The sequence below is a fragment of the Aminobacter sp. Piv2-1 genome (assembly GCF_037625995.1).
Lineage (GTDB): Bacteria > Pseudomonadota > Alphaproteobacteria > Rhizobiales > Rhizobiaceae > Aminobacter.
The window spans coordinates 42,045-53,673 of sequence record NZ_JARKMU010000005.1; the positions used below are offsets into that span (position 1 = coordinate 42,045).

Annotated in this window: 11 protein-coding genes; 7 read left to right on the forward strand and 4 right to left on the reverse strand. The window is 65.9% G+C overall.

Annotated elements, in window-relative coordinates:
- Positions 1-28: 28 nt before the first annotated feature.
- On the reverse strand, positions 29-2,623 hold the full coding sequence (gene cckA / locus AmiPiv_RS10485; protein WP_340037364.1) for a cell cycle histidine kinase CckA: 2,595 nt from the start codon (positions 2,621-2,623) through the stop codon (positions 29-31).
- 205 nt (positions 2,624-2,828) lie between these two features.
- Between cckA and AmiPiv_RS10490 the strand changes: the two genes are divergently transcribed.
- Positions 2,829-3,533 carry a hypothetical protein gene (locus AmiPiv_RS10490; RefSeq protein ID WP_340037365.1) on the forward strand — a complete coding sequence of 235 codons (705 nt, stop codon included), beginning with the start codon at positions 2,829-2,831 and terminating at the stop codon, positions 3,531-3,533.
- Between the two features lie 72 nt (positions 3,534-3,605).
- On the opposite strand, the gene dksA is transcribed toward AmiPiv_RS10490, so the two are convergent.
- Positions 3,606-4,022 carry an RNA polymerase-binding protein DksA gene (gene dksA, locus AmiPiv_RS10495; protein ID WP_340037366.1) on the reverse strand — a complete coding sequence of 139 codons (417 nt, stop codon included), beginning with the start codon at positions 4,020-4,022 and terminating at the stop codon, positions 3,606-3,608.
- Between the two features lie 242 nt (positions 4,023-4,264).
- Here dksA and AmiPiv_RS10500 point away from each other — a divergent pair, with 242 nt between their 5' ends.
- The 4 genes from AmiPiv_RS10500 (at position 4,265) to AmiPiv_RS10515 (ending at position 8,011) form a co-directional block, all read left to right on the forward strand.
- Complete coding sequence (locus tag AmiPiv_RS10500; protein ID WP_340037367.1) at positions 4,265-4,768, forward strand: SixA phosphatase family protein; 504 nt, start codon at positions 4,265-4,267, stop codon at positions 4,766-4,768.
- A gap of 67 nt (positions 4,769-4,835) precedes the next feature.
- Entirely contained in the window at positions 4,836-6,305 is a 1,470-nt protein-coding gene (locus AmiPiv_RS10505; RefSeq protein WP_340037368.1) for a YcjX family protein, read from the forward strand.
- Positions 6,302-7,390: a YcjF family protein gene (locus AmiPiv_RS10510; RefSeq protein ID WP_340037369.1), complete on the forward strand. Its 1,089-nt coding sequence runs from the start codon at positions 6,302-6,304 to the stop codon at positions 7,388-7,390. Before AmiPiv_RS10505 ends, AmiPiv_RS10510 begins: the two co-directional genes overlap by 4 nt.
- Positions 7,391-7,462: 72 nt before the next feature.
- Positions 7,463-8,011 carry a hypothetical protein gene (locus AmiPiv_RS10515; RefSeq protein WP_340037370.1) on the forward strand — a complete coding sequence of 183 codons (549 nt, stop codon included), beginning with the start codon at positions 7,463-7,465 and terminating at the stop codon, positions 8,009-8,011.
- A 68-nt stretch (positions 8,012-8,079) separates the two neighbouring features.
- On the opposite strand, the gene AmiPiv_RS10520 is transcribed toward AmiPiv_RS10515, so the two are convergent.
- Positions 8,080-8,343, reverse strand: a complete 264-nt coding sequence (locus AmiPiv_RS10520) for a hypothetical protein (protein ID WP_340037372.1) — start codon at positions 8,341-8,343, stop codon at positions 8,080-8,082.
- 248 nt (positions 8,344-8,591) lie between these two features.
- Here AmiPiv_RS10520 and AmiPiv_RS10525 point away from each other — a divergent pair, with 248 nt between their 5' ends.
- On the forward strand, positions 8,592-10,448 hold the full coding sequence (locus AmiPiv_RS10525; protein ID WP_340037373.1) for a monovalent cation:proton antiporter-2 (CPA2) family protein: 1,857 nt from the start codon (positions 8,592-8,594) through the stop codon (positions 10,446-10,448).
- 2 nt (positions 10,449-10,450) lie between these two features.
- Positions 10,451-11,002: a DUF924 family protein gene (locus AmiPiv_RS10530; protein ID WP_340037374.1), complete on the forward strand. Its 552-nt coding sequence runs from the start codon at positions 10,451-10,453 to the stop codon at positions 11,000-11,002.
- A 3-nt stretch (positions 11,003-11,005) separates the two neighbouring features.
- On the opposite strand, the gene AmiPiv_RS10535 is transcribed toward AmiPiv_RS10530, so the two are convergent.
- The gene (locus tag AmiPiv_RS10535) at positions 11,006-11,581 is read right to left on the reverse strand and encodes a GNAT family N-acetyltransferase (RefSeq protein WP_340037375.1); all 576 of its coding nucleotides are present in this window, start codon (positions 11,579-11,581) and stop codon (positions 11,006-11,008) included.
- Positions 11,582-11,629 lie beyond the last annotated feature (48 nt).

Below are 11,629 nucleotides of genomic sequence, written 5' to 3' on the forward strand. Positions count from 1 at the left end.
ATGCGAAAGCCGTCCCGCAGCCGGACGCTCAGGTCTCGAGGACTTCCTTCACCACCGTCGCCAGTTGCTTGAGCGAGAAGGGCTTCGGCAGGAAGCCGAACTGCGCGTCGGCGGGGAGATTCTTGGCGAAGGCATCCTCGGCATAACCCGAGACGAAGATGAACTTGATGTCCGGCTGGCGCCGGCGCAACTCGCCGAGTAGCGTCGGGCCGTCCATCTCGGGCATCACCACGTCGGATACGACGACGTCGACCTTGCCGCCAAGCTCGTCGAACACCTCCAGCGCCTCGACGCCGGACGAGGCCTCATGAACGGTGTAGCCGCGCGAGGTCAGCGCCCGGACGCCGCCCAGGCGGACCGCATCCTCGTCTTCGACCAGCAGCACGGTTGCCGAACCGGAAAGGTCCTTGGCGGCACCGTTCGTTTCGGCTTCGGGCTGCCTCGCCACTACCGGTGCTGCGACCTCCGGGCCGGTCCCGGCAGCCAGCTGGGGCTTGGCGACATGGCGCGGCAGGAAGATCCTGAAAACCGTGCCCTTGCCCACTTCGGAATCGCAGAAGATGAAGCCGCCGGTCTGCTTGATGATGCCGTAGACCATGGAAAGGCCGAGGCCGGTGCCCTTGCCCACCTCCTTGGTGGTGAAGAACGGCTCGAAGATCTTCTTGAGCACTTCCGGCGGAATGCCGGTGCCGGTGTCTTCCACCTCGACCATCACATAGTCCGCCGGCGCCAGTTCCCTGTAGCCGTAGGCCCTGCACTCCTCGGTCGGCACGTTCTTGGTCCGCACCATGAGGTCGCCGCCCTGAGGCATCGCATCGCGCGCGTTGACCGCGAGGTTGACCACGACCTGCTCGAACTGGCCGATGTCGGCACGGATCGGCCACAGGTCGCGGCCGTGGTCGACCTTGAGCTTGATGCTGTTGCCGACGAGGCGGGCGAGCAGCGTGCGCAGGTCGGCGAGCACGTCGGTTAGGTTGAGCACCTCCGGCCGCAGCGTCTGCTTGCGCGAGAAGGCCAAGAGCTGCCGGACCAGGGACGCCGCACGGTTGGCATTCTGCTTGATGTTCATGATGTCCGGGAAGGACGGATCGGAAGGCCTATGGTTGGTCAGCAGAAGGTCCGACGCCATGATGATGGCCGTCAGCACGTTGTTGAAATCGTGGGCGATGCCGCCCGCGAGCTGGCCGACGGCCTGCATCTTCTGGCTTTGCGCCATCTGGCTTTCCAGCGCCTTCTGCTCGGTCGTCTCGACCGCATAGACAATCGCCGCTTCCTCGGCTCCGTCCGCGTCCGAGCCGTCGGCCACGGCGTTGACGTAGAAGCGGACATGCCGCTCCTCGTTCTGGGGCAATACTGTGTCGATCGGCGTGATGTCGGCCTGGCGCTGGCGCGCCTTCTCCAGCGCCGCGGCGAAGGCCGGCCGGTCGCGCTCGTGGATGACGGTGTCGAGCCGCACACGCCGATCGACGGCATCGCGATCGACGGCGGACGAGAACAGGGACAGGAACGGCGCATTGGTGCGCAGGATCCGGCCGGTCTGGTCGACACCGGCTATCGCCATCGGCGTCGAGTTGAAGAAGCGCGTGAAGCGAACCTCCGAAGCCCTCAACTGCGCGGACGAATCCTCACCCTCGGTGCGGTTGAGCACGATCGTGCGCGTCGGCCCGTTGACGCCCTCGCGGCTCGCCGAAACGCGATGCATGAAGCGAACCGGCAGTGCCTCGCCGTTGACGGTCGCCAGATCCAGATCGATCACCGCGTTGCGGGTCGTGCCCGGATCGGCCTTGACCGAACGGACCAGCGCCATGCCGTCGCCGGCGACGATCTCGTCGAGGCTGATGGCGCCTGGCGTGAAGCTGGCAAGGTCGATGCCGAGCCAGTCGGCGAGCGTGGCGTTCACATAGGTGACCCGGCCGTCCTGATCGGCCGAGAAGAAGCCTGCCGGCGCGTGGTCGAGATGATCGATGGCCTGCTGCAGGTCGAGGAAGAACCGCTCCTGCTCGGCGCGTTCGGGAGAGATGTCCGCCAGCTGCCAGGCGTTCAGCGGCTGCCGGTTGCCGGGGACGCTAAAAGAGCGTGCGCGCACGCGATACCAGCGCGCGCCGGGGGCTGCCCCTGGGCGTATGGATTGCGCCAGGCGGAATTCGCCGTCACCAGCCTGGCCATCCCTGAGGCCCGAGGCGATTTGCGAGATCGTCAAGGATGCCTCGGGCAGATCGGAAAGCAGCCCCTCGACGGTCTTGAGGTCGGAGGCGGTCGCCGCTCCGGTCATATCCGCATAGGCGCGATTGGCGTAGACGATGCGTCCCTTGGCATCGCTGATCACCAGCCCCTGCGACATGGAATCGACAAAGGCCTTCGACAGGCCGTCGGCCGGCGAACGCGGCGATATCTGGATGAAGCCGATGGCGGTGGCAAAAAGATAGCCGACGCCGATCATGGCCAGCACGCCGAGCATGCCGAGAAGGAACGGGTCTCCAAGGCGCTCGCGGAAGATGCCGAACACGATCGCAGCACCGGTCAGGACCACGATGAAGATGATCAGTCGCGTGACGGCATCCGGGCGTCCGGCCTGATCGACGATCGGGACCGGATAAAAGTCGTTGCGCGTTTCCTTGGCCATTCCCCTGCGAGTCTCTCGGCTCCCTCGATCCGAAGCGGTTGAATCACATTCTCCCCGGCGGGGAAAGGCCCCGCCACGAAAGCTGCGCAAGTTCGAGGCAAGTTCGGGCGCTTAATCACAAAGCGTGCGCGCTGGCGACAGGCGACTTGCCGTCGCAGGCAGCAAGGCGCTAGTGTCGCGCCGGCGCGAAGACGGGGATAGAGCGATGTTCGAATGGCTGGATAGCGTGGCAGGCCCGGCCTATACGGCGGCGCTGCTGTGGACCCTGGCGGCGCTCGTCCTGCTGATCATCGTGCTGGTCATCGTCAAGCTGGTCCGCAGCCTCACATTCGGAACCTTCGTCGCCGGCGGTCGCAACAGGAAGACGCGACTGGCGGTCATGGACGCGACGGCGGTCGACAGCCATCGGCGTCTGGTGCTGGTGCGTCGCGACGACATCGAGCACCTGCTGCTCATCGGTGGCCCCACCGACGTGGTGGTCGAGCGCGACATCCGCATGGCGACGCCGCGTCGCCCGGCTCTGACCGGCGAAACAGCACAGCACGAAGCTCCCCAGCCGCCGCGCTCGCACGCCCAACACGCGCCCTCAAGGCCGGCGACGGCGCACCAGGCCAAGGCGCCCGCCGCCCCGATGGTGCATCGTCCGTCCACCGCGCCTACCGCGCATCTCGCTCCGCATGCCGCGCCCGCCGCGGCGGCCAGACCCCAGCCGGGCCCTGTCGCACCGGCCAGGCCCGCGCACTTGCCGGCAGCGGCACCGGTTCGCCGCGAGCAAATCGACGAGACGCTGATGAAGGAGCTCAAGGTTTCGCTCGACGACAAGCCGCGGGCCGGCAAGCCTGCAATCGATCCATCGCTCGACGACGAGATGGCGCGGCTGCTGGGCGAATTGTCGAGCCACAAGAAATAGGCGGCGAAGCTCGCCTTCAGCGAACGAAAAAGGCGGCCGAAGCCGCCTTTTTCGTTCGCCACAAGGACGCGTTCAGTCGTCGCGATAAACCTTTTCGCGGCGCTCATGGCGCTCCTGCGCCTCGATCGACAATGTCGCGATAGGACGTGCATCCAGTCGCTTCAGAGAGATCGGTTCGCCCGTTTCCTCGCAGTAGCCGTAGGTCCCCTCGTCGATCCTCTGCAGCGCCGAATCAATCTTCGAGATCAACTTGCGTTGACGATCCCGCGCCCTCAATTCGATGGCGCGGTCCGTTTCGGACGAAGCACGATCGGCAAGATCGGGATGGTTGGCGTTTTCCTGCTGGAGTATTTCGAGGGTTTCGCGGGCTTCGCGGAGGATGTCGTTCTTCCAAGCGATCAACTTCGCCCTGAAGTATGACTTCTGCCGTTCGTTCATGAACGGCTCCTCTTCGGAGGGAACGTAGCCAAGTGCAACGGTATCGTTCATTCGACTCACCCAACAACCCCGTTTTGGCGCCTATATATTCGCGGGCCAACCCTCACACAAGCGCCTTCCTCGAAAACTTCACATCTGCCCGGGAAGGCGGCGAACGGACGTGGCAGCGGCGCAACTTCCCCACAGCAACGCACAGCGGCATCGCGCGGTTGCAACCGCAACCCTGCTTGGCTACATGCTTGAGGCATGATCGGCGCAGGCTCGTCGGGAGCTTGAGCTTCCGGGAGCGATATTTGGGCAATCTCTATCTTCTCAGGCACGCCAAGGCAGGCTGGGCGGCTCCCGGCGTAAGGGACTTCGACCGCCCGCTCGACGCCACGGGCATCGCCGATGCGGCAGCCACCGGAGTTGCGATGCGTGCCTGCGGCTACGTGCCGGAGCTTACGCTGTGCTCCAATGCACGCCGCGCGCGCGAAACCCTGGAAGGCATCGCAAGCCATGCCGACACCGGCCGCGTCATCTTCACCGACGATCTATACGTGTCGGATGCGGCCGGCTATCTCGACAAGATCCGCGAGCACGGCAGATACGAAACCCTTCTCGTCATCGGCCACAATCCGATGATGGAGGATCTTGCCATGGCCGTATCGGGCACCGGCGACGAAGCCGCCCTTCACACGCTCCATACCGGCTTTCCAACCTCGGGCCTGGCCGTCATCCGCTTTCCGGGCAGCCTGTCCGAGGCGCAACTGGGCCGTGGCCATCTCGAAGCCTTCCTCACCCCGGCGGATCTTTGAAATTGCCTGCCGTTTCAAATCCCGGGGCCGGCACCTATATCGAGCCGGAACTCCTGGGGGATGACGATTGGCGTCACTGACCACATTCACCGACGAGGCGCGCATTGCGCTGGACACGCTGTCGGAGCGCGCGACGGGATTGTTTTCGCCATCCCTGCGGCTCGGCGTCACCGGCCTGTCGCGGGCGGGCAAGACGGTATTCATCTCCGCACTGGTGCACAACCTCGTGCACGGCGGCCGACTTCCTCTGTTCGAGGCGCAGAAGTCGGGCCGCATCGCGCGCGCCTACCTGCAGGAACAGCCAGACGACGCCGTGCCGCGCTTCCAATATGAGGACCATATCGCTGCGCTTATCGACCAGCGCGTCTGGCCGGCCTCGACGCGAGCCATCTCGGAACTCCGGCTGACCATAGAATTCGAATCCGCCTCCGGCTGGAACAGGCTGTTTTCACAGGGAAAACTGTCAGTCGACATCGTCGACTATCCAGGTGAATGGCTGCTCGACCTGCCGCTACTTGGCAAGAGCTACGAAGATTTCTCGCGCGAGGCGTTCGAGTTGGCGTCGCTGCCGGTGCGCGCGGACCTTTCCGAGGTATGGCGGCGCCTGTCGGCGACCATAAGCCCCGCGGCCGACGCCGACGAGATGACTGCGCGGCGCTTGGCCGAGAGCTTCACGGCCTATCTCAAGGCTTGCAAGGACGACGAACGCGCGCTGTCAACCTTGCCTCCCGGGCGCTTCCTCATGCCCGGCGACCTGGACGGCTCGCCCGCCCTGACCTTCGCGCCGTTGCCAGTACACGGCAGGGCCCGTACCGGGTCGCTGCATGCGATGATGGAGCGCCGCTACGAGGCCTACAAGACGCATGTGGTGAAGCCGTTCTTCCGCGAGCACATCGCCCGGCTCGACCGGCAGATCGTGCTCATCGACGCGCTGCAAGCGCTGAACGCCGGCTCCGGCGCGATTGCCGACCTGGAGCGAGCCGTGACCGAGATCCTCGCCTGCTTCCGGCCCGGCCGCGGCAGCATCCTCACCGACCTGTTCTCGCGGCGGATCGACCGCATCCTGGTGGCGGCGACCAAGGCCGACCACCTGCATCACGAAAGCCACGACAGGCTGCAGGCGATCGTGCGCCGGTTGACCGAGCGTGCCCTCGCCCGCGCCAATCTTTCCGGTGCCGAGGTCGACGTCCTCGCCATGGCCGCGGTCCGCGCCACCCGCGAAGGCACGGTCAAGCAAGGCCGCGAGACGCTGCCGGTGATCATCGGCACCCCCATCGAAGGCGAGACCATCGGCAAGGAACGCTTCGACGGCAACGCCGAGACCGCCATATTTCCCGGTGACTTACCGGAACGGGCGGATGTCGTGTTCCAGCATTTTGGCACCAATCATCGCCAGGATGCCGACGATCCGGCGATCCGCTTCGTACGCTTCCGGCCACCCCGCCTGGAACGGACCGCCGAGGGCGTGACGCTGTCGCTGCCGCACATCCGCCTCGATCGCGCCCTGCAGTTCCTGATCGGAGACCAGCTGGCATGAGCGCCCCCAGGAAACCCGCGGCTTTCCGCATCGAAACCGCACCCGCCGACACTACTGCGCCCGACGCCGAGGCGCGGCGCAAATCGCCGCACGAGCAACGCAGGCCTCGGGCAATGGCGGCTGAAACGGCTGTCGTCATCCCGGCGGAGACCGACGTGTTCGAAGAGGTCGACCTCGCCGCCGCCGAGCCCCCGCCCGCCACGCCGCCGAAATCGCGGTCGCGTCTCGGCGCGGTGTTCGTCGCCGCCGCCGGCGTGCTGGTGTCGCTGGGTGTCGGCCTGTGGACGGACAGGCTCATCCGGGACCTGTTCAGCCGCGCCGACTGGCTCGGCTGGCTCGCGGTCGCCGCCGCAACCGTCGCCGTGCTCGCGCTGGTCGTCATCGTCATTCGCGAGCTGCTCGCGCTCTCGCGGCTCGCCTCGGTCGAGCGGCTGCGCAACCGCGCCCAGGATGCGCTGGATCGCAACGATCCCAAGGCTGCCCGCGCGGTGATCGACGACCTTTCGGCCTTCGTCGCATCGAAGCCGCAAACCGCTGCGGGACGGCGAACCCTCGCAGGGCTGCGTGGCGACGTAATCGACGGTGCCGACCTGGTGCGGCTGGCCGAGGTCGAGATCCTCGCCCCGCTGGACGCACAGGCGAAGATCCTCGTCCTCGACGCCGCCAAGCGCGTCTCGCTGGTCACCGCGGTCAGCCCGCGCGCGCTCGTCGACATCGCCTATGTGGTGTTCGAAGCCGGTCGCCTGATCCGCCGGCTTTCGGAACTCTATGGCGGGCGCCCGGGAACGCTCGGCTCCTTCCGCGTCGCCCGCAGCGTGCTTGCCCACCTCGCCGTGACCGGCTCGATCGCCGTCGGCGACAGCTTCGTCCAGCAACTGGTGGGACACGGGCTCGCCGCCAAGCTGTCTGCCAAGCTCGGCGAAGGCGTGGTCAATGGCATGATGACCGCCCGTATCGGCATCGCCGCCATGGAGACGACGCGGCCGATGCCGTTTACCGCGCTCAAGCGCCCCGGCATGGGCGACTTCCTTACCGCACTGACGACCTTCGCTGCCAAGGACAAGGCTGCCGAGAAGGCAAAATAGACGAAGCATTAACCATTCTTGTTCATGGTCCGGGCAAGCAAATCGTTCCAGTTTCTGTCGCCGGGTGTCTCCATGAAGCGCTTGTTCCTGTCCGCGGTCCTGCCTGTCATGGCCCTTTCCTTCACGGGAACTGCGTATGCCGGCGAGGACAAGGTCGGCGACCAGAAATTCTTCAAGTCGGTCGAAGGCGAATGGGTCGGCCCCGGCGAGATCGTCGCAGGCAAGTACAAGGGAACGAAGTTCACCTGCAGCTTCACCGGCGCCACCCCCGACGACAAAGTGGGCATGTCGCTCGATGGCGGCTGCCGGGTTGGCATGTTCACCCAGAAGATGTCGGCAACGATCGAGCAGAAGGGACGCAACGGCTATCGCGGCACGTTCCTCGACGGCTCCCAGGGCAAGGGCCTGGACATCATCTCCGGCAATGTCGTCGGCGGCAGCAAGGTCGTGCTGGCGCTGAACCGCAACCAGCTCAACGGCGTCATGCAGGCGCGCGTGCCCGACGAGAACACCATGCACGTGACCGTGTCGGTGCGGGTGGACAAGCAGCTGGTTCCCGTCATCGGCATGAAGCTCACCCGCGTCGACGGCGTCGCGGTCGGAGCCATCGCCAAGAACTGACCCTCCGGTCCAATGAAAAAGGGCGACGCCAGCAGGCGCCGCCCTTTTTTTGATTCCGGCAGCGAGACTCAGCCCTTGATGGCGGTCAGCAGCTCGTCATAGGCCTTGCAGGCCTCGGCCGAAGTGGTCGCGCCGGTGTACTTGGAAGCGACTTCCTGCACCTTGGTCGCCAGCTCGGCGGCCTTGGTCGGGTCCTTGGTCACGGCTTCCTGGACGGCGGTTGCAACTTCCTGGCTCTTCTTGGCCAGGGTTTCGGCAGTGCACTCAGGCGCCTTCGAGCAAGCCGCAACGGTGAACAGCACGCCGACGGTGGCGAGCACGATATTTCTCATGATGGTCCTCTCCTCGTAAGCCGACGGTTGCCGGCAAGCGTCCAACCCATTGGGCGGACGACGACGGCATTAGCGTTTCCGACCGTACTGCGCAATGGCAGGTTGTGGCCAAACGATGGAGTTCGCCGCGCCGTCGGCCGCTTTAGCCGAAGACATGACGGGCGCGGACTGTTCGATGGCCGGCAGACCGCATATCTTGACGATTCCAGGGCGGCGGTCACGCTGCCGGCACAGGATCGAGAGGGCATATGGCGGCAGACGCGACGGGCAACGAACTGGTCCAGGTGGTGGCCTTGCTTGCGGCAGGCGTCGTTTCCGTTCCCCTCTTCAAGCGGCTCGGCCTCGGCTCGATTCTCGGCTATCTCTCGGCCGGCATCGTCATCGGCCCGTTCGGTCTTGCGGTCTTCTCCGAGGCAGAGACCATCCTGCAGGTCGCCGAACTTGGCGTCGTGATGTTCCTGTTCATCATCGGCCTGGAGATGCAGCCGTCGCGGCTTTGGGGTCTCAGGCGCGAGATCTTCGGTCTCGGCGCCCTTCAGGTCGCGATCTGTGCCCTGCTGCTGACAGCGGTCGGCATCGCCACCGGCTTCCCGATCTCGCAGTCCTTCGTGGCGGGAGCCGGCTTCGTGCTGACCTCCACTGCGATCGTCATGCAACTGCTCGAGGAGCGGGGTGAACTCGGCACGCCCAAGGGCCAGCGCATGATCTCGATCCTGCTGCTCGAGGACCTCGCCATCGTACCCCTTTTGGCACTCGTCGCCTTCCTCGCGCCCGTGGCACCCACCGACCAGGGCTCCGGCTGGGCTGAGAGGTTCACCGACATCGGCATCGGCGTCGGCGCCATCGTCGGGCTGGTCTTCGCCGGGCGCTACCTGCTCAACCCGCTGTTCCGGGTGCTTGCCGACTCGCGCGCTCGCGAGGTGATGACGGCTGCGGCACTGCTTGTGGTGCTGGGTTCGGCGCTCGCCATGCAGCTCAGCGGCCTGTCCATGGCCATGGGTGCCTTCCTCGCCGGTGTGCTGTTGTCCGAATCGACCTTCCGCCACCAGCTCGAGGCCGACGTCGAGCCTTTCCGCGGCATCCTGCTCGGCATGTTCTTCATCGCCGTCGGCATGTCGCTCGATCTCGGGGTGGTCGCGGCCAACTGGCAGATGATCGCCGCCTACGTACTCGTTTACATGGCAATGAAGGCGCTCGGCATCTATGTCGTCGCACGCTTCCTGCATTCCGGGCATCGCGAGGCGCTGGAACGCGCCGTCGTCATGGCGCAGGGCGGCGAATTCGCCTTCGTCCTGTACTCGTCCGCGCTCGCCGTCGGCATCCTCGACGGCGAGGCCAATGCGATCCTTACCGCCATCATCATCATCTCGATGGTGCTGACGCCGCTTGCGATCGCGGTGCTGCGCCGCATCACTCCGCGCGACGAGCAGTCGCTCGAAGGCGTGGACGTGGCCGCCGAGCTCACCGGCAGCGTGCTGATCATCGGTTTCGGCCGCTTTGGCCAGATCGTCAGCCAGCCGCTCCTGCTGCGCGGCGTCGACGTGTCGATCATCGACAACGACGTCGAGATGATCCAGGCGGCGGCCGACTTCGGCTTCAAGATCTACTACGGCGACGGCACCCGGCTCGACATCCTGCACGCGGCGGGCGCGGGTCGGGCGCGCGCGGTGTTGATCTGCGTCGACAAGGAGGACGTGGCGGTTCGGATCGCCGAGCGGATGAAGGCGGAGTTCCCGCTGGTGCCGGTGCTCGCCCGCGCCTACGACCGCGGCACCGCCATCCAGCTCATCCGTGCCGGGGTCGACTACCAGTTGCGCGAGACCTTCGAATCGGCCCTGCTGTTCGGCGGCGCGACGCTGCGGAAACTCGGCGAGGACCCCGACGAAGTCGCCGAAGTGATCGAGGACGTGCGCGCCCGCGACGCGGCCCGGCTCGACATGCAGATCGCCGGCGACATCCAGTCCGGCAGCGACTACCTGCAGGGCAACATACCGGAGCCGGTGCCGACGCCGCTGACGCAGCCACGTCGCAGCGCCAAGGCGCTGAATGATGAGGCGGCGGACGCGCTCAGCAAAAAGACCGGCGAGAAGGCGGAGAGAACCTGACGATGACGCAAGTGGACAGGAAACGCGCGACCGAGGTCGTCACCTTCTGGCGCGAGGCAGGCCCGGCAAAATGGTTCCGCAAGGACGAGATGTTCGACGCCCGTTTCCGCGAGACCTTCGGCGACCTGCACATGGCCGCAGCGCAGCGCGACTGCGACCACTGGTCGGCGGATGCCGAGGGCGCGCTGGCGCTGATGATCCTGCTCGACCAGTTCCCGCGCAACTGCTTCCGCGGCAGCGGCCACATGTACGCGACCGATCCGCTTGCCCGGCATTTTGCGCGCACGGCGATCGCCGGCGGGCACGACATGGCGACCGACGCGCCGATCCGCGTGTTCTTCTATCTGCCCTTCTCGCATTCCGAGACGCTTGCCGATCACGACATCCCTCTGGAGCGATCGACAGCGCTCGGCGGCGACTACCTGAAGCACGCCATCGGCCATCGCGACATCGTCGCGCGCTTCGGCCGCTTCCCGCACCGCAACTTCGTCCTGGGACGCGATTCGACGCCGCAGGAACTGGCATTCCTAGAAGGCGGCGGCTTTTCGGGCTGATTCTCAGATTTCCAGCCGCATCAACGGACGGCCGGGCTTACGCTCGGCTGCCCGCACAAAGCCAGCCTTTTCGAACACCCTGGACGAGCCGACATAGAGGCCGAGCGACCGCGAATCCTTCGAATGGTCCATCGGGCAGGCCTCGAGCACGCGAGCGCCCGACTGCCGCGCGAAGGCAATGCCGGCGCCGACCAGCCTGTGGGTCAGCCCCTGGCCTCGCGACTTGTTGCGGATGAAGAAGCAGGAAATCGCCCAGACGCCCGGATCGGCTGCATCATCGGCCGCCAGCGGCGCCGAAGCCCTGCCTGAATTGTTGAACTCCGGCACGTCGGCGCGCGGCCCGATCTGCATCCAGCCGACCGCCCGACCGTCCTCGAACGCAAGCAGGCCGGGCGGCGGCCCGGCCTCGATGCGCGCCTTGATGTGGTCCTTGTTGCGCTCGCGCGTACTCTCGCGACGGGCCGCCGGCGGCAGGCGGAAATAGGTGCACCAGCAGCCGTAGCAGGCGCCCTGCTTGCCGAACAGATCCTCGAAATGAGGCCACAGGTCGGGCGTCAGCGGCAGGATGGAATCAGACATTGCACAACTCCCTTCCCTCCCTTGTTCCAAGGGGAGGGCTGGCATAAA